Origin of the sequence: Ruegeria sp. HKCCA0235A, from assembly GCF_013033235.1 — a bacterium.
In the GTDB taxonomy this organism is placed as follows: Bacteria; Pseudomonadota; Alphaproteobacteria; order Rhodobacterales; family Rhodobacteraceae; genus Ruegeria.
Genome location: NZ_WQDQ01000010.1, coordinates 125,163 through 148,391 on the forward strand (window position 1 = coordinate 125,163; position 23,229 = coordinate 148,391).

21 protein-coding genes are annotated in these 23,229 nt (G+C 61.8%); 18 read left to right on the forward strand and 3 right to left on the reverse strand.

What is annotated here, in order from left to right:
• From cobN to cobJ, 5 genes are read left to right on the forward strand one after another with little or no spacing between them, the layout of a single operon-like run.
• Positions 1-3,294, forward strand: coding sequence for a cobaltochelatase subunit CobN (gene cobN, locus GOW56_RS16940; RefSeq protein ID WP_171206607.1), 3,294 nt, complete (start codon positions 1-3; stop codon positions 3,292-3,294).
• Positions 3,291-4,412 (forward strand): cobalamin biosynthesis protein CobG, encoded by a 1,122-nt coding sequence (locus GOW56_RS16945; protein ID WP_171206608.1) that lies wholly within the window; start codon positions 3,291-3,293, stop codon positions 4,410-4,412. Before cobN ends, GOW56_RS16945 begins: the two co-directional genes overlap by 4 nt.
• Positions 4,412-5,041 carry a precorrin-8X methylmutase gene (locus GOW56_RS16950; protein ID WP_152457460.1) on the forward strand — a complete coding sequence of 210 codons (630 nt, stop codon included), beginning with the start codon at positions 4,412-4,414 and terminating at the stop codon, positions 5,039-5,041. The genes GOW56_RS16945 and GOW56_RS16950 overlap by 1 nt, the downstream gene beginning before the upstream one ends.
• Entirely contained in the window at positions 5,038-5,766 is a 729-nt protein-coding gene (locus tag GOW56_RS16955) for a precorrin-2 C(20)-methyltransferase (RefSeq protein ID WP_171206609.1), read from the forward strand. Before GOW56_RS16950 ends, GOW56_RS16955 begins: the two co-directional genes overlap by 4 nt.
• The gene (gene cobJ / locus GOW56_RS16960) at positions 5,763-6,527 is read left to right on the forward strand and encodes a precorrin-3B C(17)-methyltransferase (RefSeq protein WP_152457458.1); all 765 of its coding nucleotides are present in this window, start codon (positions 5,763-5,765) and stop codon (positions 6,525-6,527) included. The genes GOW56_RS16955 and cobJ overlap by 4 nt, the downstream gene beginning before the upstream one ends.
• Here the strand turns inward: cobJ and GOW56_RS16965 are convergent.
• Positions 6,518-7,249: a cobalt-precorrin-6A reductase gene (locus GOW56_RS16965; protein ID WP_171206610.1), complete on the reverse strand. Its 732-nt coding sequence runs from the start codon at positions 7,247-7,249 to the stop codon at positions 6,518-6,520. The genes cobJ and GOW56_RS16965 overlap by 10 nt on opposite strands.
• Between GOW56_RS16965 and cbiE the strand changes: the two genes are divergently transcribed.
• The 13 genes from cbiE to mdoH all read left to right on the forward strand — a co-directional run bounded on the left by cbiE (position 7,248) and on the right by mdoH (position 21,959).
• Entirely contained in the window at positions 7,248-8,447 is a 1,200-nt protein-coding gene (cbiE, locus tag GOW56_RS16970; RefSeq protein WP_171206611.1) for a precorrin-6y C5,15-methyltransferase (decarboxylating) subunit CbiE, read from the forward strand. The genes GOW56_RS16965 and cbiE overlap by 2 nt on opposite strands.
• On the forward strand, positions 8,444-8,824 hold the full coding sequence (locus GOW56_RS16975; protein WP_171206641.1) for a cobalamin biosynthesis protein: 381 nt from the start codon (positions 8,444-8,446) through the stop codon (positions 8,822-8,824). The genes cbiE and GOW56_RS16975 overlap by 4 nt, the downstream gene beginning before the upstream one ends.
• Positions 8,821-9,615, forward strand: coding sequence for a precorrin-4 C(11)-methyltransferase (gene cobM, locus GOW56_RS16980; RefSeq protein WP_171206612.1), 795 nt, complete (start codon positions 8,821-8,823; stop codon positions 9,613-9,615). Before GOW56_RS16975 ends, cobM begins: the two co-directional genes overlap by 4 nt.
• Positions 9,602-10,924, forward strand: a complete 1,323-nt coding sequence (locus GOW56_RS16985; RefSeq protein ID WP_171206613.1) for a cobyrinate a,c-diamide synthase — start codon at positions 9,602-9,604, stop codon at positions 10,922-10,924. The genes cobM and GOW56_RS16985 overlap by 14 nt, the downstream gene beginning before the upstream one ends.
• Positions 10,921-11,649: a uroporphyrinogen-III C-methyltransferase gene (gene cobA, locus GOW56_RS16990; RefSeq protein ID WP_171206614.1), complete on the forward strand. Its 729-nt coding sequence runs from the start codon at positions 10,921-10,923 to the stop codon at positions 11,647-11,649. The genes GOW56_RS16985 and cobA overlap by 4 nt, the downstream gene beginning before the upstream one ends.
• Positions 11,642-12,412 carry a precorrin-6A synthase (deacetylating) gene (gene cobF / locus GOW56_RS16995; protein WP_171206615.1) on the forward strand — a complete coding sequence of 257 codons (771 nt, stop codon included), beginning with the start codon at positions 11,642-11,644 and terminating at the stop codon, positions 12,410-12,412. The genes cobA and cobF overlap by 8 nt, the downstream gene beginning before the upstream one ends.
• Before the next feature lie 58 nt (positions 12,413-12,470).
• Positions 12,471-12,929 carry a DUF302 domain-containing protein gene (locus GOW56_RS17000; protein WP_171206616.1) on the forward strand — a complete coding sequence of 153 codons (459 nt, stop codon included), beginning with the start codon at positions 12,471-12,473 and terminating at the stop codon, positions 12,927-12,929.
• A 79-nt stretch (positions 12,930-13,008) separates the two neighbouring features.
• The gene (locus GOW56_RS17005; RefSeq protein WP_171206617.1) at positions 13,009-14,628 is read left to right on the forward strand and encodes a thiamine pyrophosphate-binding protein; all 1,620 of its coding nucleotides are present in this window, start codon (positions 13,009-13,011) and stop codon (positions 14,626-14,628) included.
• On the forward strand, positions 14,615-15,799 hold the full coding sequence (locus tag GOW56_RS17010; RefSeq protein ID WP_171170375.1) for a CaiB/BaiF CoA-transferase family protein: 1,185 nt from the start codon (positions 14,615-14,617) through the stop codon (positions 15,797-15,799). Before GOW56_RS17005 ends, GOW56_RS17010 begins: the two co-directional genes overlap by 14 nt.
• A gap of 179 nt (positions 15,800-15,978) precedes the next feature.
• Positions 15,979-17,349, forward strand: a complete 1,371-nt coding sequence (locus GOW56_RS17015; RefSeq protein ID WP_171170373.1) for a tetratricopeptide repeat protein — start codon at positions 15,979-15,981, stop codon at positions 17,347-17,349.
• Positions 17,350-17,377: 28 nt separating this feature from the next.
• The gene (locus GOW56_RS17020; protein ID WP_171206618.1) at positions 17,378-18,595 is read left to right on the forward strand and encodes an OpgC family protein; all 1,218 of its coding nucleotides are present in this window, start codon (positions 17,378-17,380) and stop codon (positions 18,593-18,595) included.
• A complete protein-coding gene (locus tag GOW56_RS17025; RefSeq protein ID WP_171206619.1) occupies positions 18,592-20,091 on the forward strand; it encodes a glucan biosynthesis protein in 1,500 nt (499 codons plus the stop codon). Before GOW56_RS17020 ends, GOW56_RS17025 begins: the two co-directional genes overlap by 4 nt.
• The gene (gene mdoH, locus GOW56_RS17030; protein ID WP_171206620.1) at positions 20,088-21,959 is read left to right on the forward strand and encodes a glucans biosynthesis glucosyltransferase MdoH; all 1,872 of its coding nucleotides are present in this window, start codon (positions 20,088-20,090) and stop codon (positions 21,957-21,959) included. Before GOW56_RS17025 ends, mdoH begins: the two co-directional genes overlap by 4 nt.
• On the opposite strand, the gene GOW56_RS17035 is transcribed toward mdoH, so the two are convergent.
• A complete protein-coding gene (locus tag GOW56_RS17035) occupies positions 21,960-22,784 on the reverse strand; it encodes a PHB depolymerase family esterase (protein ID WP_171206621.1) in 825 nt (274 codons plus the stop codon).
• On the reverse strand, positions 22,781-23,221 hold the full coding sequence (locus GOW56_RS17040; RefSeq protein WP_171119614.1) for a rhodanese-like domain-containing protein: 441 nt from the start codon (positions 23,219-23,221) through the stop codon (positions 22,781-22,783). The genes GOW56_RS17035 and GOW56_RS17040 overlap by 4 nt, the downstream gene beginning before the upstream one ends.
• Positions 23,222-23,229: the final 8 nt, after the last annotated feature.

Sequence of the window (23,229 nt, forward strand, 5' to 3'; positions counted from 1 at the left end):
ATGCACGTCGTCTTCCGCGAAAGCCACGGGCTCGAGGAAACCGAGACCCCAACCGATCTGGGCCAGAGCCCGGCGGATCTGGTGGTGCTGTCCTTTTCGGACAGCGATCTGGGGGCTTTCGCGGCTGGCTGGCATCGCGGCGGCGGACCGGAAGGGCGAATGCCGACCCTGCGGCTGGCGAATTTGACGGCGTTGAAACACCCGTTGTCGGTCGATACCTATGTCGAGCAGACGCTGGAGGGCGCCAAGGGCATTCTGATCCGGCTGATCGGCGGCGTCCCCTACTGGCCTTATGGGTTGCAGCAGGTTCTGGCGCTGGCGCAGGCCAAGGGCATCGCGCTGGCGGTGCTGCCCGCTGACGGGCGCGAGGATACGCGGCTGGATGACTATTCCACCCTGCCGGTCTCGACCCTGCGACGTCTGGCGCATCTGTGCGATACCGGCGGCGAGGTCGCGGCACAGGCGGCGCTGGCACAGATGGCTTTGGCGGCGGGGCTTTATGCCGGTCCGGTGATGGGCGCCAAGACCTTGCCCGAATGTGGTACGTGGTGTCCGGATCGCGGCGTAATCCCGGTGGAAACCGCATTCGAAAGCAAGGCCAAACGAATCCTCGTCACCTTTTACCGCGCTTACCTGACCTCGGCAGACACCGCCCCGATCGCCGTCCTGATCCGCAGCCTGCGCGCCCGTGGATTCCAGGCGGTGGGCCTGTTTGCCCCGTCTCTCAAGGCGCCTGTGGCCGCCGACTGGTTGCGGGAACATGTTGTTGCGCTGAACCCATCGGCCATTGTCAACGCCACTTCGTTTTCAGGAAAAGGCGCGTCGGGAACGTCGCCTCTGGACGCGGCAGGCGTGCCGGTGTTTCAGGTCGCTCTCGCCACCTCCCGCCGCAAAGCCTGGGCCGAGGCGGAACGCGGATTGTCCCCGGCCGATCTTGCCATGCATGTGGTACTGCCCGAGGTGGATGGACGGATCTCGGCGGGAATCGCGTCTTTCAAGGAACCCGGCAAACGCGATCCGCATCTGGAATACGCGCGCTTTGCACATCGGCCCGAACCGGACCGGATCGAAGCGATCATCGACCGTGTATCGGGCTGGCTTGCATTGAACGACAAACCCAAGGCAGATCAGATTCCTGCGTTGGTCCTGTCCACCTATCCCGGCAAAGACTGGCAGATGGCCCATGCGGTTGGCCTCGACGCGCTGGCCTCGGCCGAGGCGATGCTGTCCGATCTTGACGAAGAAGGCTATGACATCGCGACAGGCGAGCCGATTGCCGACACTCTTCTGGACGCACGGATTTCGTGGTCGCTCGGGGATTATCAGGATGCGCTTGCGGAATTGCCCGAGACCCTGCGCGCTGATCTGCCCACCGTTTGGGGCGCGCCCGAAGATGATCCGGCCTGTGCCAATGGGGCCTTCCATTTCAACGCGCTTCGGCGCGGCAAGGCGCTGGTCGCGCTGCAACCCGAACGCGGCACGCCCGAGTTGCGGGATGACGACTATCATGACCTCTCGCGCACCCCGCGCCACGGTTATGTCGCCTTCTATCTGTGGCTGCGCAAAGGGTTGGGTGCCGATGCGCTGATCCATATCGGCGCGCATGGAACGCTGGAATGGTTGCCCGGAAAATCGGTCGCCTTGTCTGCCGATTGTTGGCCCGAGGCGCTGATCGGCGATCTGCCGGTGATCTACCCGTTTATCGTGAACGACCCGGGCGAGGCCGCGCAAGCCAAGCGCCGGATCGGAGCCGTCACGCTGGGCCACATCCCGCCCCCGATGAAGGAAAGCGGCACGCCGGATCGGATGGTGCGGCTTGAATCGCTGCTGGATGAGTTTTCCAACGCCGACGGGCTTGACCCCAAACGCCGCGACCGCTTGCAGGAAGATATCCGAGATGAGGCGCAGGCGATAGGGCTGGAAAGCGATCTCGGCCTCGATCAGGCAACCTGCACCGCCGAGGCCATCACCCGCATCGACCGCTTTGTCTGTGACATCAAGGAAAGCCAGTTTGGCGACGGGCTGCACATCTTCGGGCGTGTGCCCGAAGTGACGGGCAGTTTCGATCCGGCTCCTTCGGCCCACGCCGAACGCGACGCGCTGATCAAAGCACTCGAAGGCAAGCGGATTGATGCCGGGCCTTCAGGGTCCCCCTATCGTGGCCGGTCAGATGTTCTGCCCACCGGGCGGAACCTTTACACCACCGATCCGCGGTCGGTTCCGACCCGTGCGGCCTATGCTCAGGGTGTGAAACTGGCCGAAGAACTGGTGCGGCGCCATCTTCAGGAAGAAGGCGATTACCCGAAGGGGCTGATCGTCGATCTGTGGGGGTCAGCCACCATGCGCACGGCGGGCGAGGAATTCGCCATGGCCCTGCACCTGCTGGGCGTCAAACCCGTGTGGGACAAAGGGTCCGAGAGGGTTTCCGGCATCGAGGTTCTGCCGATTACCGACCTGAGCCGCCCGCGCCTGGACGTGACCCTGCGGGTTTCGGGCCTGTTCCGGGATGTTTTCCCGACGCTGTCCGCCTTGTTTGGCCAAGCGGTTCGCGCATTGGCCGCGCGCGATGAGGCAAGGGATTGGAACCCCTATGCCGGGCAGGAGCCGGCAGCGCGGGTCTATGGACCTGCGCCCGGAAGCTATGGCGTCAATATGACCGAACTTTCCGAAGTGTATACCGACGAGGCCCGTGCGCAGGCCGGTGAAGCGTGGCTTGAGGCCAGCTCTTTTGCATTGGAAGGCGAACACATCTCGCAGGACAAGGACGGCATCACCCAACGCGTTGCAAATGCGGACAGCTTTGTCCACTTGCAGGACCTGACCGAAACCGATCTTCTTCTGGCCAACGATTATGCCACACACGAGGCGGGTTTTGCCGCCGCCAAGAAGATCGCCGGCGGAACCGCGCAGCTTTACCATCTGGACAATACCAACCCCGAAAATCCGCGTGCCCGTACTTTGCGCGAAGAAATCAGCCGAGTCGTCCACGCCCGTGCCGCCAACCCCGGCTGGATCGCCGGGATGCAACGCCATGGTTTCCGGGGGGCGGCTGAAATCGCGGCAACGCTGGATCATATGGCTTCTTTCGCGCATCTGTCTGGCACGGTCGCACCACATCTTTTTGACCTCTACCACGATGCCACTCTGGGCAACGAAGAGGTCGACGCGTTCCTGCAAGAGGCCAATCCCAAGGCGCGCCAGGCCATGCAGGACCGGTTCCGCGCGCTGCTTGAGGCCGGGCTTTGGAACACGCGCCGGAACTCTATCCGGGCTGATCTGGAGGGATTGAGATGAGTGCACCAATTGTTCAGGGCTGGTGCCCGGGCGCCCATCGTCCGATGATGTCCGGTGACGGTCTGGTCGTCAGGGTCAGGCCCCGGCTGGCGCGTCTGGAGGCCGATCAGGCACTGGGACTGTGCGATCTGGCGGACCGCTTTGGCAACGGCTCGATCGATTTGACCAATCGCGCCAATCTGCAATTGCGGGGCGTGGAAGAGGAAGACCATCAGCCTCTTCTCAAAGAGCTTGCCGCGCTGAACCTGCTGGATGCGGAACCCGGTATCGAAATACGCCGCAATATTCTGGTTACGCCGCTCTATCAGGCGGGCCATTTGACTGCTCGACTGACCCATGAACTGATTGATCGGCTTGCGGAGCTGCCGGCCCTGCCGGCAAAGTTCGGCTTTGCAATCGACACCGGCCGCGAACGTCTGCTGGCGGCGGATTCGGCTGATATTCGTCTGGAAACCGGAGCAGGCGGCCTGATCCTGCGCGCCGATGGCTGCGAAACCGGGCGGAGCGTGACCGAGACCGACGCCATTGACCACGTGATCGCGCTGGCAATGTGGTTTGCCGAAACCTACACGCCCGAAACACGCCGCATGGCGCGTGTCATCGACGCCCTGCCGCAGGAATGGCAGGGATGTGCGCCCGGTTCTGTTGGCGCAAAGCTTCAACCGGGCCGCTGTGAACTGGGTGCCCTGTACGGCGCGGCTTTTGGGTCGCTGCCTGCGCGCAAGCTGTATGACCTGATCGAGGACAGCGGCGCTTGCGCCCTGCGCGTCACCCCGTGGCGGCTGATCCTGCTGGAAGGCGGGGCGGCGATACCTGCCCCGGCCTTTGTCGACGATGGAACCGATCCGTTGATGACCACCGACGCCTGCCCCGGCGCGCCGTTCTGCCCGCAGGCGCAGGCCGAGACGCGCGACATCGCCCGGGCGTTGGCTGTGCGGGTGTCCGGACGCCTCCATGTTTCGGGCTGTAGCAAGGGATGCGCTCGCATGGGTCCTGCCGACATCACATTGGTGGGCGCAAACGGACGATTTGATCTTGTCAAACAGGGCCGCGCAGGGGATGAGCCCAGCCAACGCGGACTCGACCCGGAAACACTCATGACTATGGACTTCACCTGATGCCCTATACATACGAAACCGATGGCGCGGCGATCTACAAGGAAAGCTTTGCCACCATCCGGTCCGAGGCTGATCTGGCCCGTTTTGATGCCGATGAAGAGCAGGTTGCCGTTCGCATGATCCACGCCGCGGGCATGGTCGGGCTGGAAGAGTTCGTGCATTTCTCGCCCGGCTTCGTGCAGACGGCCCGCACTGCTTTGGAAAATGGCGCACCGATCCTGTGTGATGCGCGCATGGTCAGCGAAGGTGTCACCCGTTTCCGCCTGCCCGCCGACAACCAAGTGATCTGTACCCTGCATGATGAACGCGTACGCCCGCTGGCCGCCGAGATGAGCAACACCCGTTCCGCCGCTGCGCTGGAGCTGTGGCGGCCGCATCTGGAGGGTGCGCTGGTCGCCATCGGCAATGCGCCCACCGCACTGTTCCATTTGCTGAACATGCTGGAAGACCCGGATTGCCCGCGCCCTGCCGCGATCATCGGCTGCCCGGTTGGCTTTGTCGGCGCGGTGGAATCCAAGGATGCGCTGTGGCAGGCGCAACCGGTGCCATCCTGCATCGTCAAAGGTCGTCTGGGCGGCAGCGCCATCACGGTGGCGGCCATCAACGCCATCGCAAGCCGGGCAGAATGAAGATGGGCACCATATACGGTGTGGGCCTTGGCCCCGGCGATCCGGATTTGATGAGCGTCCGGGCTGATCGCCTGCTGCGCAATGCAAAGCATGTAGCGTATTTCCGCAAACCCGGTCGCAGTGGTCAGGCGCGCAAGATCGTTAACGGGATGATCCCCGAAGGCGCGGTCGAGTTTCCGATGGAATATCCCGTAACCACCGAGATCCCAGTGACAGACCCGCGGTACAACGAATTGCTGGCAGCATTCTACGAAGACTGCACAAGGCATCTCAAGGCCCTGTCAGAACGGGGTGAGGACGTGGTTGTTCTGTGCGAGGGCGATCCCTTCTTCTATGGCTCGTTCATGCATCTTTACAGCCGACTGCGCCAAGACGCGCCGGTTGAAGTTGTACCCGCCATTACCGGCATGTCCGGAGCCTGGACCGCGACCGGAGACCCGATCACCTGGGGTGATGATGTGCTGACCGTGCTGGTTGGCACCCTGCCCGAGGACACGCTGGCGGAACGCATGGCTCTGACCGATGCGTTGGTCGTGATGAAAATCGGACGCAACATCGACAAGGTGAAGCGCGCTCTGAAGACCGCTGGCCTGTATGACCGGGCGTGGATCGTGGAATATGCGCAGATGCCGAACCAGACGGTGACAAAGCTGTCCGAAGCCTGCGAGAAGATCACCCCGTATTTCTCGATCATCGTCGTGCACGGTCAGGGACGGCGACCATGAGCGGCTGGGTCAAGATTGCCGGTCTGGGGCCGGGTGACGAGGCGCTTGTTACACCAGAAGTAACAGCCGCGCTGGCCGAAGCCACCGATGTTGTGGGCTACATCCCATATGTGGCGCGTATTGCCGAACGCCCCGGCCTTACACTGCATGCCAGTGACAACCGGGTCGAAATCGACCGCTCGCAACATGCGCTGCAAATGGCTGCCGATGGCAAACGGGTGGTCGTTGTATCCTCGGGCGATCCCGGCGTGTTTGCCATGGCGGCGGCCGTTTTCGAAGCACTGGAAAACGGCCCTGCGGAATGGCGTGGCCTTCAGATCGATGTGCTGCCGGGGATCACGGCGATGTTGGCTGCATCCGCGCGCGCGGGCGCCCCGATGGGGCATGATTTCTGCGCCATCAACCTCAGCGACAACCTCAAACCATGGTCATTGATCGAAAAACGCCTGCGCCTTGCTGCACAGGCGGATTTCTCGATGGCCTTTTACAATCCGCGCTCGAAGTCCCGCCCGGAAGGCTTTGTAAAGACGCTGGAAATCCTGCGCGAAGAATGTGAGCCCGAACGTCTGATCCTGTTCGCCCGCGCTGTATCGCGGGCCGATGAAGAGATGCGCATTTCGACACTGGCCGAAGCCACGCCCGACATGGCGGATATGCAGACCGTGGTGATCGTGGGGTCATCCCGAACGCGCGTCATCGAGCGCGATGGCGCACCCATCGTTTACACCCCTCGCTTCACCCCTGATGAGGATCAGGGATGAGACAGCCAGTCCAGAACCTGTGCGACCTGCGAAAACTCGGTCCGCTTCGGCAGAACCGGGCGGTCGATCATCAGGACGGGAAGGCCCAGCGCCCGCGCCGCGTCCAGCTTGGCGCGCGCGCCCGTGCCGCCTGCGTTCTTGGACACGACCAGCTGCGTCCCATGGCGCTGCATCAACGCCCGGTCGTCGGCTTCGGTAAACGGCCCTCGGGCGACGACCACCTCTGCATTCGGCAAGGGCAAAGTGTCGGGCTCATCCACAAGGCGCAGCAGATAACTGTGTTGAGGTCGGGTCGAAAAATCTTCAAGATGCATGCGGCCAACGGCAAGGAAGACACGCTGAGCATCGCCGGACAATGCGTCCACGGCGGCAGCCATGTCGGGCACGTGACGCCAGACATCGCCGGGCTGCGACACCCAGGCCGCGCGAGTCAACGCGGCCAATGGCGTCCGCGTCGCGGCGCATGCCTCGGTCGCGTTCCGGCTCATCCGGGCCGCAAATGGATGGGTCGCGTCCACGACATGGGTGATGGCGCTCTCATGGATATAGGCGGCCAGACCTTCCGGACCGCCGAAACCGCCAACCCTTACCGGCAAGGGCTGCGGACGCGGGTTTTCCACCCGTCCAGCGTAGGAATACACAGCCGCAATCCCTTGTTGCGAAACAGCTTTGGCCAGCGCGTTGGCCTCGGTCGTGCCGCCAAGGATCAGGAGGGTTGTCATGTCTGAATCTCCATGGCTGACCGTTCTGGGACTGGGCGAAGATGGGTTTGATGGCCTGTCGCCAACCAGCCGTCAAGTGCTGGACCGGGCCGAAGTGATCATGGGGCCGCCGCGCCACCTGTCATTGCTGCCCGAAACAGGGGCGGAACGTGTCGAGTGGCCTGTGCCGTTCTCGGAAGGGCTGCCGATCCTGAAGGGATTGCGTGGCCGGCAGACGGTTGTTCTGGCCTCGGGCGATCCGTTCTGGTTTGGCGCGGGTTCGGTCATTGCGCGCAATTTCGATGCCGGTGAATGGACCGCCCTGCCCGGCCAATCCACCTTCTCGCTGGCCGCTGCCCGGCTCGGCTGGCCTTTGGAAAGCACATTGACCTTCGGCCTGCACGCCGCGCCGCTGACCCGTTTGCGTCCTCATCTGGCGCCGGGAGCGCACGCGATCTTGTTGCTGCGTGACGGAAAGTCCGTGGCGGAACTGGCACGGTATCTGACCGAGACAGGCTTTGCCGACTCGGCCCTGCATGTGATGCAGGCGCTTGGCGGTCCGCTCGAAGACACCCGAACAGTCACGCTGACCGAGGCGCTGTTGGGTACGTTCGACCATCCGGTCTGCGTCGGTCTGGAGGTTTCCGGTGCAGGACCTGCCCTTTCCAAGGCGTCTGGCAAACCGGACCACATCTTCGAGACGGACGGGCAGATCACCAAACGCCCGATCCGCGCGCTGACACTCTCGGCGCTTGCTCCGCAAAGGGGCGAGCACCTGTGGGATATCGGAGGGGGCACCGGCTCGATCAGCATCGAATGGCTGATGTGCGATTTGACCCTGACCGCAACCAGCATTGAACCCCGTGCTGACAGGGCTGAGCGCATTCGTCGGAATGCCGATGCACTGGGTCAGGATCGGCTGAACGTCATCCATGGCACCGCGCCCGCTGCACTGGATGGGTTGGAACTGCCCGACGTGGTGTTCATCGGAGGGGGGCTTGATCCAGACCTGCTGCACTGGCTGCACCAGAACCTGCCTTCCGGAACCCGCCTGGTTGCCAATGCCGTGACTTTGGAAAGCGAGGCCACATTGGCCCAGTGGCATGAGAAACTGGGCGGAGAGCTTCTGCGGATCGAACTCGCGCAGTCGGCGCCGCTTGGACCGCGGCGCGGCTGGAAATCCGCCTATCCGGTGGTGCAGTGGAGCGTGACGCTATGATCGTTGCCGGTTTGGGATTCTCGTCCGCCGCCACGGTTGACAGCTTGCGCGCCGTATTTGTCACGGCGGCCGCAAACCACGATGTCGCCGCCCTGGCAACCGTTGCCGACAAGGAAGGTCATTCCGCCCTGACGACCTTTGCCGAAGAACTGTCCCTTCCTCTGCATTTCGTTGCCGCCGCCGACCTGGCCGATCAACGCACTCTCACCTGCTCGACCCGCAGCCGCGCCACCTATGGCACCGGGAGCGTGGCCGAAGCATCCGCATTGGCCGCCGCCGGAAAGCTTTTTGGCCCGGGCGCGCGGCTGCTTTCACCCAGACAGATTTCAGACGACCGGCTGGCGACCTGCGCCATTGCCATCGGAGGACAGACATGACCGTTCATTTCATCGGCGCCGGACCGGGCGCCGCCGACCTGTTGACACTGCGCGGGCGCGACATCATCGCATCCTGCCCCGTTTGCCTTTATGCGGGTTCCCTGGTTCCTGAAGAAATCCTCGGCCACTGCCCCGAAGGCGCAAGGATCGTGAACACCGCGCCAATGGATCTGGATCAGATCATGGCCGAGATCGAGGCCGCACATCAGGCCGGCCAGGACGTGGCCCGTCTGCATTCCGGCGACCTGTCGGTCTGGTCGGCGATGGGGGAACAGATCCGCCGCCTCAAGGAAATGGGCATCCCGGTCAGCGTAACTCCGGGCGTTCCGTCCTTTGCGGCGGCTGCGGCGGCTTTGGGAACCGAGCTTACTCTGCCCGGGCTGGCGCAATCCGTGGTTCTGACGCGGACGCCGGGCCGTGCATCTTCCATGCCTGAAGGCGAGACGTTGGAGAATTTCGCACGCACAGGGGCGACACTTGCCATTCATCTGTCCATCGGCAATCTGGACAAGGTCATTGCCGATCTGACCCCGGCCTATGGGGCCGACTGTCCGGTCGCCGTGGTCTATCGCGCAAGCTGGCCGGATGAACGGATCATCCGCGCGACGCTGGGAACGCTCAAAGAGGCGCTGGATGACAGCATCTCGCGGACTGCGTTGATCATGGTCGGTCCGGCCCTGGCGGGCGAAGGCTTTGACGAAAGCTGCCTTTATTCGAAAGATTACGACCGCCGCTATCGTCCACAAAGTGCCGAGAGCCCCTGGTCGAGCTGGAGCCATGGTGATGATTAACCCTCCGGGCCTTCTGATCTCCGCACCGTCCTCGGGCACGGGCAAGACAACGGTCATGCTGGGCCTGTTGCGAGCGCTGGCCGAGGATGGCCTGACCGTTCAACCGTTCAAGAGCGGACCGGATTATATTGACCCCGCCTTCCACCGAGCAGCGGCTGGGCGGGCTTCGTTCAATCTTGACAGTTGGGCAATGGGCGATCCTTTGTTGAACGCAATTTCAGCTCAGGCCGAAGGCGCTGACATCGTGGTGGCCGAAGGCTCGATGGGCCTGTTCGATGGCGTGGCCAAGCCGGGCGAGTTGGGTCATGGGTCAAGCGCCGAGACTGCCGCACGGATGGGTTGGCCGGTCGTACTAGTGCTGGATGTCGGCGGCCAGGCGCAATCTGCGGCAGCCACAGCGCTGGGGTTCAAGATATACAACCCCGATCTGCCCTTTGCCGGCGTGATCCTGAACCGCTGCGCCAGCCCCCGGCACGAGCGCCTGACCCGGCTGGGGATGGAACGTGCAGGCCTGCCGGTTCTGGGCGTGCTGCCGCGCCGAGGCGATCTGACCCTCCCCGAGCGACATCTGGGGTTGATCCAGGCCGTCGAACACCCGGATCTGGAAAGCGCCATTGTGGGATATGCTACATTTCTGCGCGAACATGTGGATTTGGAAGCGATCAAACGGGCGGCTTCCTCAGGCCCCATTGGGCCATCGTCAGACGCGCTGCCGCGCCCTCCGGCCCAGCGGATTGCACTGGCACGGGACGCGGCATTTTCCTTTACCTATCCACATTTGCTGGAAGGCTGGCGCGCAGCTGGGGCCGAGATCCTGCCCTTCTCGCCTCTGGCCGATGAAGCGCCGGCGGCGGATGCCGATCTGGTCTGGCTGCCCGGCGGCTATCCGGAACTGCATGCCGGGACGTTGGCTGCTGCCCAAACGTTCCTCGCTGGTCTGCGCAAGCACGCGGAAACAAGGCCTGTGCATGGCGAATGCGGTGGGTATATGGCGCTGGGTCATGCGCTGATCGACAAGGATGGCGTGCAGCATGAAATGGCTGGCCTGCTGGGGCTGGTGACGTCGTACCAAAAACGCAAATTCAACCTGGGCTATCGCAAAGCGGAACTCTTGGCCCCGATGCCGGGATTTGCACAGAATACGGCGCTGCGCGGGCACGAGTTCCACTATTCCTCGATCGTGGATCAGCCTGACGCGCCGCTGGCCCGTGTGTTCGATGCCGAAGGCGCAGAAGGACCTCAGACCGGCTCTGTTCGGGGCAATGTCACCGGTACGTTCTTTCACCTGATTGCGGAGGCATCTGAATGAGCGGATTTGTCTCTTTCATCGGCTCGGGCCCCGGCGATCCGGAACTGCTGACGCTGAAGGCCGTCGACAGGATGAAAAAAGCCGATGCGATTTTGTTCGATGACCTCAGCAGCGGGCCGATTCTGAGCCACGCGCGCGAAGACGCCGACCTTGTGGGCGTAGGCAAACGGGCTGGTCGCCCCTCGCCCAAACAGGACCATGTCAGCCGGTTGCTAGTGGACTACGCCCGGACCGGCCAACATGTCGTGCGGCTGAAATCCGGCGATGGCGGCATGTTCGGGCGGCTTGAAGAAGAGCTTGTTGCCCTTCGTGATGCGGGCATTGAATTCGAGATCATCCCCGGCGTACCGTCTGCGGTGGCTGCCGCAGCTGCTGCAGGCATCCCGCTGACGCGTCGTCTGACCGCACGGCGGGTGCAGTTCGTGACGGGACATGACGCCAGTGGCGCGTTGCCGGACGACCTGAACCTGACAGCCTTGGCCGATTCTCAGGCCACCACTGTCGTATTCATGGGTAAACGTACTTTCCCGCTTCTGGCAGAAGCGCTGCATTCACACGGCCTGCCTTTGGATACGCCCGCCCTGATGGCTGAATCGGTTTCGACCCCGGATCAGAAGCTGACGCGCGCCACCATCGGTGCCCTGGCCGAACAGCTGAAATCCGAGATCGGCACAGCTCCGGCCCTGATCCTTTACGGGCCACTGGCGGAGTGCGAAGATGATTGACCTGAGCCTGATTGGCATCGGCACCGGCAACCCGGATCATGTGACCTTTCAAGGCGCGCAAGCAATCCGGGCTGCGGATCTGATCCTGATCCCGCGCAAGGGTGAAAACAAAGCTGATCTGGCGGGCCTGCGCGAAGATATCATTGCGCAGGTCACGGAAACCCCGCCGCAGATCGCCTATTTCGACATCCCCAAACGCCGGGCGGATGATGGCTATCTGCGCGGTGTCGACGAGTGGCACGACGCCATTGCCCTGCGTTGGCAGGAAGCGATGGACACTCACCCTGAGGCGCAGCATGTTGCATTGCTGATCTGGGGGGACCCGTCGCTTTATGACAGTTCACTGCGCATCGCGGCACGGCTGGACCCTCGCCCCAATACCAAGGTGATCCCCGGCATCACCGCCTTACAGGCGCTGACTGCGGCTCATGCAATCCCGATCAACGATCTGGGCGCGCCCTATGTCGTGACCACCGGGCGACGTATCAGGGATGAAGGGTGGCCTGAAGGGGCCTCAAAAGTTGCTGTCATGCTGGATGGGGAATGCTCATTCCAATCCCTTGAGATGGCGGATTTTGACATCTGGTGGGGTGCCTATGTGGGCATGAAAGAAGAACTGCTGATCAGCGGCCCTTTGGACCAGGTCGCGCAGCGGATCCTTGACACACGCGCCCGCGCCCGAGCCGACCATGGCTGGATCATGGATATCTACTTGCTGAAGAAACGCGGGGGGCAGCAGCGCGCGGTGAACACGGATTCGTGACTGCGCAGAACCCTCAAGTCTGGCACACAGGTCAAAGCAAGATACCGGAGACGCGTTGATGAAAGCTCTCATTCCCCTGCTCTGCCTGATCGCTTCACCTCTGTGGGCTCAGAATGCGCCCGAGGGCTGGGCCGTATACCCAACCCAGAAACCGTATGCAGAACTGGTTGACGCAACCAAAGCCGCGATCAAGGAAAACGGGTTGATCGTCGTGACACAGGCGGGCCCGACCAAAGCGGCGGCAGCACGTGGGATTTCGATTCCCGGAAATCGCGTGATCGGGGCCTTCAACAATGACTACGCCGTGCGGGTTCTGGAGACCTCGGTCCACGCGATGATCGAGGCTCCGATCCGGTTTTACGTAACCGAGAACCAGGACGGGACGGCGACCCTGTCTTACAAGACCCCCAGCTTTGTCTTTGCGCCTTACGCCCCGGAAGGTGGGCAAGACCTGCTGAATATTGCCGCCGAGCTTGACACGACGTTTCAATCGATCGCTGAACGCGCAGTCAAATAGTCACACTGCCGTGAACCGCCTTGCGTCCAGAGGCGTCCTCCGCAATCTGCTTCGAAACAGTTTTCTCGGAGCATGACTGATGCAGGACCCCTCGCCCCGCGCTGCGGATCTTCTGGCCCAACGTCTTTATGAAGCGGGCTGTCGTCACGCCTTTGGGATGCCGGGGGGCGAGGTCCTGACCCTGGTCGACGCACTGGAAAAGGCTGGGATCACCTTTCATCTGACCAAGCACGAAAACTCTGCCGGGTTCATGGCCGAGGCCGTTCATCATCGCGACGGAGCACCTGCGATTCTGGTGGCCACCCTGGGTCCGGGTGCAATGAACGGGATCAATGTGGTGGCGAACGCTTTGCAGGATCGTGTGCCGATGGTCGTTCTGACCGGATGCGTCGATGCCGACGAAGCGTTGACCTATACCCATCAGGTCATGGATCACAGCCGGGTTTATCGCTCGATCACCAAAGGCACTTTTACACTGACAGCCAAAGGCGCAGATATCATAGCCGACAAGGCGGTGTCATTGGCCATGCAGCCACGACCGGGCCCGGTTCATATCGATGTCCCGATCTCGGTTGCCGACACGCCTGTTACCGGCGTGAAATGCCGCCGGCTGGCCAAGGTTGCGCCGGTCAGCCCCGGTGGCGAATGCCTGGAAAAGGCCCGCCGCTGGGTGGCCGAGGCCGAACGCCCCATTGCCATCATCGGCCTGGATGTCCTTTATGACGACTCGCGCAGTGTGGTACAGGCGTTCCTGGAGCATTTTGGCATTCCTTTCGTGACGACCTACAAGGCCAAAGGCGTCGTGCCCGAGGATCACGCGCTTTGTCTGGGCGGCGCGGGGCTGTCGCCGCTGGCTGACAAGCATCTTGTGCCTCTGATCGAACAATCGGATCTGGTATTGTGCCTGGGATATGACCCGATCGAAATGCGCCCCGGCTGGCGTGAGATCTGGAATCCGGAAGAAAAGCGCGTCATCGATATCTCTGCCGTGGTCAACGACCACTACATGCATCAGGCTGGATTGAACCTTGTTGCCCACACGGGCGAGACATTGGAGGCAATAGCCAAAGGCAACCCGGCCCGTGAAACATGGCCGGGCAACGAACCCGAGCAGATCAAAGCCGCGCTGGCAAAGGACTTCCACACCGATGAAAGCTGGGGGCCCGCTGCCGTCATTGCCGAAACCCGCGCTGTCCTGCCGCTTGAAACACTGGCCACGGCCGACAGCGGCGCACACCGCATTCTGCTGAGCCAGATGTGGGCGTGCAACGAAGAACGCGGGCTGATCCAGTCCTCGGCTTTGTGCACGATGGGATGTGCCGTACCCATGGCCATTGGCCTGAAACTGGCCGAACCTGACCGCCCGGTGATCAGCTTCTCGGGGGATGCGGGATTCCTGATGGTTGCGGGCGAGTTGTCGACAGCGGCTGAAATGGGCGGCAACCCGATTTTTCTGGTCTTCGTGGATGCCAGCCTTGCCCTGATCGAGCTGAAACAACGCCAGCGACAGATGCGCAACACGGGCGTGGATTTCGGCCATCATGATTTTGCCGCCATGGGCCGGGCCTTTGGCGGCAATGGCCATACGGTTCGCAACAGGGCAGAGTTGCGCGCCGCACTGGAAGCTGCTGTAAAGGCTGAGACATTTACGGTAATTGCTGCTGAAGTTGAGCGTGGAGGCTATGATGGCCGCATCTGAAGGCCCATTGAAGGGTGTCAAGGTTCTGGACCTTAGCCGGATCCTGGCAGGCCCAACATGCACACAGCTTCTGGGCGATCTGGGCGCAAGCGTCATCAAGATCGAAAACCCGGCGACCGGGGGCGATGACACGCGGCAATGGGGTCCGCCCTACGTGAGCGATGCCGAGGGCAACCGCTCGGATCTGAGCGCCTATTTCATGTCTGCCAACCGCAACAAGAAATCCGTCGCGCTGGATATCTCCTCGGCCGAGGGTCAGGCGGAAATCAGGCGCTTGGCGTCACATGCGGACATCCTGATCGAGAACTTCAAACCGGGCGGGCTGGCCAAATACGGGCTGGACTATGCCACCCTGTCGCAAGAGTTTCCAAGCCTCGTATACTGTTCAATCTCGGGCTACGGCCAAACCGGCCCGAATGCCAGCAAGCCTGGCTATGACCTGATGGCGCAGGGCTATGGCGGGATCATGTCGCTGACCGGCGACCCCGAGGGCGCGCCCATGAAGGTGGGTGTTGGCATCGCCGACGTGATGTGCGGGATGTATGCAACCGTGGGTATCCTGGCCGCGCTGCGCCACCGCGACTTGACCGGCGAGGGCCAGCAGATCGATCTGGCGCTGGTGGATTCTCAGATCGCCTGGCTGATCAATGAAGGTGTCAACTATCTGACGTCAGGCAATGTTCCGCAACGACGCGGAAACGGGCACCCCAACATCGTCCCTTATGACGTCTACGAAACCGCCGATGGGCACGTGATTCTCGCGGTTGGAAATGACGGCCAGTTCAGAAAACTCTGCAACTTCATCAATGCTCCTGAACTGGCAGACGATCCGAGATTCGCGACCAACCCGGCCCGATTGGAGCATCGTGACGCGCTGAATTCGATTCTTCGCCCCGCTGTGAAGGCGCTGGACACCCAGACCGTCATTTCCGGTCTGGAGGCTGTCAAAGTGCCCGTCGGCCCGGTGCAGACGCTGGATCAGGTGTTCAACACGGAACAAGTGGCCGCAAGACAGATGCAGATTGCCATGCAGGCCCAGCCGGGTCAGGTCAACCTGATCGGGAATCCTCTGAACCTGTCTCGGACACCTGTAACATATCGTAACGCCCCGCCGGTCTGTGGGGCCGATACTGAGGCTGTTCTGAGCGCCGAAAACCCGTTCGAGGATTGAAATACTTGCACATTTAGGCGGCAAGTCGCTGAAACATGCCCTTGAATCGGCGGTTTTTTTCATCTTTTTCGCACACGTCATTTCACCAATTCGAGAGCAGCGTCGATACTGTTACGTCCCTCTCGCACACTCTGGTACATCGAACAGTGTCAAATATCGCAATCAGATTGGACCCAAGTATGAAACAAGACGTTTTCGGACAGATGAACACCCTGACCCAGCCGGCGGCAGTCGAAGCGTGGAATGGTGTTCTGCTTGGGTTCATGGCTCATGCCGCTGTCACGCCGCAGCACTTGGGCAAAGTGCTGGAACTCGAGCCCGACTTCGCGCTGGGTCAAGCGGTCAAAGGTCTGTTCATGGCGCTGCTTGGGCGGCGCGAGATGATGGCGGTTGCTGTCGAAGCGCTGGCTGCTGCCAACGCGGCGATGGAACGTCAACCTGCAACTGAACGCGAACGTCTCTACGTGGATGCGCTGGCCCTGTATCTGGCCGGACAACAGGCACAGGCGGTTCAGAAATTCGAAGCGATTCTGCGTGACCATCCGCAGGACACTCTGGCGATGAAACTAAGCCATGCGACCCGCTTCGTTCTGGGTGATGCAAACGGAATGCGCCGCTCGATCGAGCGGGTGATGCCCGTTTATGAGCCGGACCACCCCGGGCGCGGCTATCTGCTGGGCTGTCATTCCTTCGCGCTGGAAGAAACAGGCGCTTATGAAAAAGCCGAAATCGCGGGCCGTCAGGCGCTGTGGATGGTGTCCGATGATGCCTGGGGCCTGCACGCGGTGGCCCATGTCCATGAGATGACGGGCAATGCGCAGCTGGGCCTAGACTGGCTGGCCGGGCGCGAGGCGGCCTGGGCCCACTGCAACAACTTCCGGTACCACGTGTGGTGGCACAAGGCGCTGATGCATCTGGATCTGGGTCAGGTCGATCAGGTGATCGAGCTGTATGACAATCACATCCGCAAGGACAAAACCGACGATTATCGCGACATCTCGAACGGTACTTCGCTGCTGATGCGGCTTGAACTTGAGGGCGTGAATGTCGGAAATCGCTGGGAAGAGCTGGCTGATCTGAGTGCCGCACGAACGGAAGATGGCTGTCTGATCTTTGCGGATCTGCATTATCTGCTGGCGCTTACCGGTGACAATCGCGCCGATGCCACGGCCAAGATGCTGAACCGCATGAACAAGGATGCGGCCCGCGCCGACGACGACGCCACCCGCCGCATGGCAGACCCAGGTATCGCTGCGGCCATGGGCCTGGAGGCCTTTGGTGACGGCCATTATGGAACGGCGTTTGATCATCTGCTGGCGGCGCGCGATTCCATGCAACTGGCCGGTGGCAGCCACGCGCAACGTGATGTATTTGAACGCATTACCATTGATTCCGGCCTGCGCGCTGGTCGCCTGGACGCGGTGGAACGCATTCTGGATGACCGTCGCGCCAAGCGCGCCGGGGGCGAAGACAATTATGCCATCGCGCGTCGCGCCCTGATCGACGCGGCCCGCGACAGCGGTGACGTCCAAAGCGTCCCCGCCGAATAACAAGAAGACCAAGAAGGACAGAAAACGTATGGCGACCATATCGCCCGCTTCTGATTTTGTACCCGCTGCGGCCCCGGCCGCAGCCCCTGCCAGTGCGCGTGATCCGCGTCTGGATTTCTATCGCGGCATCGCGATGTTCATCATCCTGATCGCCCATATCCCCAACGATCCCTGGGCAAAGTGGATTCCCGCGCGCTTCGGCTATTCCGACGCGACCGAGATTTTCGTGTTCTGTTCGGGCATGGCCTCGGCCATCGCCTTTGGCGGGGCATTTCTGCGCAAGGGATGGTGGATGGGCACCGCCCGAGTGGCCGACCGCATCTGGCAGGTCTATTGGGCGCATATTGCCCTGTTCTTCTTTGTTGCAATGACAATGGCCGCGTTGGATCAGACCGGCGCGTTCGAGAAGACCTATGTCTCGTCGTTGAACCTTCAGCATTTCTTCAATGACCCGGCCCCGCAATTGGTCGGGATTTTCACACTGACCTATGTGCCGAACTACTTCGATATCCTGCCGATGTATCTGGTCGTACTGGCGCTGATGCCGCTTTACATGGCGCTCTACCGCGTCAGTTTCTGGCTGATGGCGGCAGTTTGCGTGGCCATCTGGTTCATCGCCCAAACCGGCGCGCTTGCCCTTCCCGCCGAACCCTGGTCCGAGCGCCAGTGGTTCTTCAACCCCTTCGGATGGCAATTGCTGTTTTTCACCGGCTTCGCCTTCATGCGCGGTTGGATTCCGGCCCCGCCCGTGTCGAAATCCTTGATCTGGGTGGCGATTGCCTTTGTCGTTTTGTCAGCCCCGTTCGGGTCATGGAAAGTCTTCACCTGGATCAACACGGCTGCACCCGAGCTTGGCGCAGTGATCCGCAAGGGCTGGCCCCTGACCGAAGAGCTGCGTGGCAAAACCGAGTTCGGCCTTCTTCGATATGTCCACTTTCTGTCGCTGGCCTATCTGGGATGGGTTGCAGCGGGCGAACACGGCCACCGCCTGATCGCGACGGGTCATGGTGTGGGCGCACGTATCTGGCAATTCCTGCTGGCCGTTATCACCAAGGTCGGCCAGCAATCCCTTGCCGTTTTTGTGTTTTCGATGGCCGCGGCCCGGCTGATCGGCGTCGCGCTGGATCAGGCTGGGCGGGATGTCGCCACTGTTTTTGTCGCCAACATGATTGGGTTTGCGATGATCATCGGCGTTGCCTATCTGGCAGCTTGGTTCAAGTCACAACCCTGGAAGTCGAAGAAATGAATTTTACCCGTCGCGCATTCCTCGTCTCGACGACTGCTTTGGCCTTCGCTCCATCCGCCTATGCGACGGGCGGTGAGACGCCTTTTGACCGCGACTATGTGATCGAAATGGCCCGCGATCTGGCCAGCCGCCCCTATGTGGAACGCGAGATGGTACCGCAGGAATGGCAGGACCTGACCTATCAGCAATACCGTTCCATCCGGTTCCGGCTTGACCGGGCGCTGTGGTATGAAACCGAGACGCCCTTCAACGTGGATTTCTTCACCCCCGGCCTGTACTTCCCGCGCACCGTCAAGGTGGAAACGGTCGAGAACGGCATGACCAAGCCGGTCGCCTTCGATCTGGAAATGTTCGACAAGTCCGAAGACGTGCCGCAACTGCCAATCGATGACACGCTGGGCTTCTCGGGCCTGCGTCTGCGCACTGAAATGCACCGCCCCGGCAAGACAGATGAATTCTGCGTCTGGCAGGGGGCCAGCTATTTCCGCGCCATTGGCCTGCACGAGGTTTACGGACTGTCCGCGCGGGGTCTGGCGTTGAAAACCGGCGACCCGGATGGCGAGGAATTTCCCGAATTCATCCGTTTCTGGCTGGAACGTCCCGAACCGGGCCAACGCAACATGGTCGTGCACGCATTGTTGGACAGCCCCAGCGTGACCGGCGCCTATCGTTTCAACGTCACGGCGGGCGCGGATTGCATCATGGATATCGAGGCAACGCTGTTCCCGCGCGAAGACCTGCCCCATGTGGGTATCGCTCCGGGAACTTCGATGTTCCTGTTCGACCAGACCAACCACAGCCGGTTCGACGATTTCCGCCCTGCTGTGCACGACAGCGACGGGTTGATAATCCGCAATGGCGCGGGCGAGGTCCTGTGGCGTCCGTTGGCCAATCCGACCCGATTGCAGGTCTCATCCTTCGTCGACACAAACCCGCGCGGGTTTGGTCTGATGCAGCGCAAACGACAGTTTTCGGACTATGCCGATCTCGAGGCCAATTACCACAAGCGCCCGGGCCTGTGGGTCGAGCCCCGGGAAGACTGGGGCAAAGGCTCGGTCACGCTGGTCGAGATCCCGGCAGATCAGGAAATCTATGACAACATCGTCGCCTATTGGAGGCCCGCTGAGCCCTATGCGGCAGGCAGTCAGGTTGATCTGTCCTATCGCCTGATCTGGGGGGAAGAACCCCAGCGCACACCGATGCCGCGCGTGATCAACACCGCGATGGGCGAGAACACCTTTGGCGAAGGCCGGCTGGCCGTCGTCGATTTTGAAGACAGCGAACTATTCGAGGACCTGGGCGCAATCACGGTCTTTGTGGGTTCGCCACATGCGGAAACTTCGGAAGGCGTCTTGCAGCGCAACCCGGATACCGGTGGTCCACGCCTGGCGTTTTCATTCCAGCCCGGCGAACGCAACCATGTCGAGTTGCGCGCGCAATTGTTGAAAGACAAACAGCCTGCCTCGGAAGTCTGGCTGTACCGATGGACCGCATGAGCCGCGATCTGCATATCATGCCGCCCGAGGCGCCTCTGGCGATGCCGGCGCAGAACTTCAGCGCACGGTTCCGGGATGCCGATGCGCCTTCCGGTCAGCACAAATCCTCTGCCGGATTCTGGCGCGCGCTGGTTTTTTCGCCTGCTATGGCCGCCACTCTGGCATTGCTGTGGGTCATGTGCGACTGGTTCGGCGCGGAAGGCATAAACGTGGTCGAAGCCATCCTTTTGGCTTTGATTTCGTTCAACTTCTTCTGGATTTCCTTCACCGTCGGCACCGTTTTGCTGGGCATGGTGTCGCTGGCGAAACAGGAACGGCCCGAGCGCCGGACCGCGGCGCAACCCCTGCGGGTGGCCCTGCTGACCCCGGTGTACAATGAAGTCCCCTGGAACGTGTTGGGCAATGCCCGCACCATGCTGGAGGATCTTCAGGCGCGCGGCGGCAAACACCACTATGCCATGTTCATTCTGTCGGACACGCGCGATCCCGAGATTGCGGCTCAGGAACAGGCCAGCGTCGAGGCGCTGCGCACCACCCTGGCACCCGGGCTCGAGCTGTATTATCGCCGCCGCGAACAGAATACCGACCGCAAAGTCGGCAACATCGCCGACTGGGTCAGCCGCTGGGGCGCGGACTGGGATGCCATGCTGGTGCTGGATGCCGACAGCCTGATGACCGGGCGCGCGATCCATCGCCTGACCGATGCACTGGCATGCGATCCGGGTGCGGGCTTGATTCAAAGCTATCCGCAGTTGATCGGCGCACAGTCGGTCTTTGCCCGGATGCAGCAGTTTGCAAATGGCGTCTATGGCATCGCCTTTGCCGAAGGTCTGGCCCGTTGGTGCGGGCAAGAGGGCAACTATTGGGGCCATAACGCGATTATCCGCACCAAGGCCTTTGCCACCAGCGCCGGCCTGCCCAAGCTGCGTTCGTTCAGCGGTCAGGACAAGCTGATCATGAGCCACGATTTCGTCGAGGCCGGCCTGCTGCGCCGCGCCGGATGGGCCGTGCGATTTCTGCCGCGTATTCGCGGGTCATATGAAGAAACACCGCCGACCCTCATCGATCACGCCATGCGGGACCGCCGCTGGTGTCAGGGCAACCTGCAACACCTGAAATTGCTGGGTTCTTCCGGATTCCGTGCCGTATCGCGATTCCACATGTTCCACGGCGCGGTCGGCTATCTGATGTCCCCGTTGTGGTTTGCGCTATTGTTGATGTGGGCGCTGATCGGTCAGGGTCAGGATGCCTCTGTCCTGCATTATTTCAGCCCCGACAATCCTCTGTTCCCGCAATGGCCCGAGATGTCGGAAACCCGCCACGTGCTGATCATTCTGGTCATGTACGCGATGCTGTTGGCCCCCAAGGTTCTGGGCGTTCTGGCCCTGCCGCTGAGCGGTGTACGCTACGCGGATTTCGGTGGCGGGCGCAAATTCCTTGCCTCTTTCCTGGCCGAGGTTCTGTTGTCGATCCTTTACGCTCCAATCCTGATGGTGCAACAGATGATCGCTGTATTCCGTACGGCTTTCGGCATTCAGCGCGGCTGGTCGCCTCAGGCGCGCGACGGTGGCACCTATGGTCTGCGAACGCTGATCCTGTGCCATGCGCTTGAAACCGTCATTGGAGTGGCGCTGAGTGTCGGTATCCTGTCCGGTCTGGTGTCGATCTGGCTGGCCCCGATCGCAATCAGTCTGGCGCTGGCTATCCCGTTGTCAGCGCTCAGCGGTGTCTCGGCAGGTGCCGCGCGCAAGATGGTCGGAATGCGGGAAGACTTCAGCGAACCCGCCATTACCCGGTCAGCACGCCGCTATCGCGATGAACTGAAGCGACTGGTCGAAGGCAAAGGCAACATGACCCCGGCCGAGTGATCAACTGCCGGGAAGCCCTTCGTACCAATCGACTATCATATCGGCCCAGCCCGCGGGAACGGTGTGCCCTCCGGGAAAGAGAGCAAATTCCAGCGCGCTGCCTTCGGCACATGTGGTCCAGCGGCGGCGCATGAAATCCCCCGTCGTGCTGAACCCGGTCGGTTTGTGATCGACACAACCGTTCGCATCGCGCCAGATTTCGAGACCCGCATAGATATCTCCCTGCTGAAAGCGTCCTCCGCCCAGCAAACGCCCTTCCAGCGGCACCACATTGTCGGTCCAGCCATGCGTATGGAACATACGGATCGGACCATTGCAGGTTTCAGGGTGCGGGCGCCAGAAACCACCGGACACCGGGACATAGGCCGAAAACGTATCGGGGCTCTCGCACGCCAGATAGTTGACCATGAAGGCTCCGGCGGAAAACCCGCCCAGCAGGACACGGTCAGTGTCGATGCCAAACCGCCGTGCCGCGTCTTGCACCGCTTCGGTCAGAAAGGCGGTTTCGTCCCGCTCACCAAAACCGGGATAGAAATTCCAGCTTTTGGTGCCGCCCCGGTCGGGCCTTTCCAACCCCTCAGGGGCCATCACCGCATAGCCGCGCTCCAGCAGCGGCTCGACCATCCCGCGATTGCGCATCGTGCCCGACCCGCTGCCGCCATACCCATGCAGGAACACCACCATGGGCGCATTGTCCGCGTCGGGCAGTTCGATGTGATAGGCGCCCATGGGAATCTCACAGGTATCCTCTTGTCCGGCACACCCCGCGAAAGCGATTTGCCCGGTCACTGCCAAGGCCAACGCCAGACTGAATTCCCGGATCATCCTGCATCCTCATCATATTTGCGCACCGGCAATCCGGCCCGAACCCATCCCGGCCCTGCGGCCGAACCCAACATACCCTCGGGCACGTCGATCACATTGGTGAATCCAGCTTCGATCAGGCGGTTGCTCAGGCGCGCCGAGCGCACGCCGCGCGCGCAAATCAAGGCCACCGGGGTCGCCGGATCGCCGCCAGCCAATTCCGTCAGTGCTTTGACAAAATCCTCGCGCCGCATGTCCAGCGGCACGGCACCTTCGCCAATGCCCGATGCGCGCCATTCACGCGGCGTGCGGATATCGATCAACAGAACGTTTCCCTTCGAGGCCTGCTCATGGGCCTCGGCAACCGTTATCCGGCCGCCGCCGTGGTCTTCGGGGATCAAACGGTATTCCCTGATCGCAAACCCGCCTGCAATCGCCGCGCATGCGCCGATCAACATCCATCTTC

Bases quoted from the DNA above. Each gene is read 5' to 3' on its own strand.
- cobA (WP_171206614.1), top strand. From the start codon at position 10,921: ATGAGCGGATTTGTCTCTTTCATCGGCTCGGGCCCCGGCGATCCGGAA.
- GOW56_RS17035 (WP_171206621.1), bottom strand. From the start codon at position 22,784: ATGATCCGGGAATTCAGTCTGGCGTTGGCCTTGGCAGTGACCGGGCAA.
- GOW56_RS16965 (WP_171206610.1), bottom strand. From the start codon at position 7,249: ATGACAACCCTCCTGATCCTTGGCGGCACGACCGAGGCCAACGCGCTG.
- cobM (WP_171206612.1), top strand. From the start codon at position 8,821: ATGACCGTTCATTTCATCGGCGCCGGACCGGGCGCCGCCGACCTGTTG.
- GOW56_RS17020 (WP_171206618.1), top strand. From the start codon at position 17,378: ATGGCGACCATATCGCCCGCTTCTGATTTTGTACCCGCTGCGGCCCCG.
- mdoH (WP_171206620.1), top strand. From the start codon at position 20,088: ATGAGCCGCGATCTGCATATCATGCCGCCCGAGGCGCCTCTGGCGATG.
- GOW56_RS16950 (WP_152457460.1), top strand. From the start codon at position 4,412: ATGCCCTATACATACGAAACCGATGGCGCGGCGATCTACAAGGAAAGC.
- GOW56_RS16955 (WP_171206609.1), top strand. From the start codon at position 5,038: ATGAAGATGGGCACCATATACGGTGTGGGCCTTGGCCCCGGCGATCCG.
- cobF (WP_171206615.1), top strand. From the start codon at position 11,642: ATGATTGACCTGAGCCTGATTGGCATCGGCACCGGCAACCCGGATCAT.
- cbiE (WP_171206611.1), top strand. From the start codon at position 7,248: ATGTCTGAATCTCCATGGCTGACCGTTCTGGGACTGGGCGAAGATGGG.
- GOW56_RS17025 (WP_171206619.1), top strand. From the start codon at position 18,592: ATGAATTTTACCCGTCGCGCATTCCTCGTCTCGACGACTGCTTTGGCC.
- GOW56_RS16975 (WP_171206641.1), top strand. From the start codon at position 8,444: ATGATCGTTGCCGGTTTGGGATTCTCGTCCGCCGCCACGGTTGACAGC.
- GOW56_RS17005 (WP_171206617.1), top strand. From the start codon at position 13,009: ATGCAGGACCCCTCGCCCCGCGCTGCGGATCTTCTGGCCCAACGTCTT.
- GOW56_RS17000 (WP_171206616.1), top strand. From the start codon at position 12,471: ATGAAAGCTCTCATTCCCCTGCTCTGCCTGATCGCTTCACCTCTGTGG.
- GOW56_RS17040 (WP_171119614.1), bottom strand. From the start codon at position 23,221: ATGTTGATCGGCGCATGCGCGGCGATTGCAGGCGGGTTTGCGATCAGG.
- GOW56_RS16985 (WP_171206613.1), top strand. From the start codon at position 9,602: ATGGTGATGATTAACCCTCCGGGCCTTCTGATCTCCGCACCGTCCTCG.
- GOW56_RS16945 (WP_171206608.1), top strand. From the start codon at position 3,291: ATGAGTGCACCAATTGTTCAGGGCTGGTGCCCGGGCGCCCATCGTCCG.
- GOW56_RS17015 (WP_171170373.1), top strand. From the start codon at position 15,979: ATGAAACAAGACGTTTTCGGACAGATGAACACCCTGACCCAGCCGGCG.
- cobJ (WP_152457458.1), top strand. From the start codon at position 5,763: ATGAGCGGCTGGGTCAAGATTGCCGGTCTGGGGCCGGGTGACGAGGCG.
- cobN (WP_171206607.1), top strand. From the start codon at position 1: ATGCACGTCGTCTTCCGCGAAAGCCACGGGCTCGAGGAAACCGAGACC.
- GOW56_RS17010 (WP_171170375.1), top strand. From the start codon at position 14,615: ATGGCCGCATCTGAAGGCCCATTGAAGGGTGTCAAGGTTCTGGACCTT.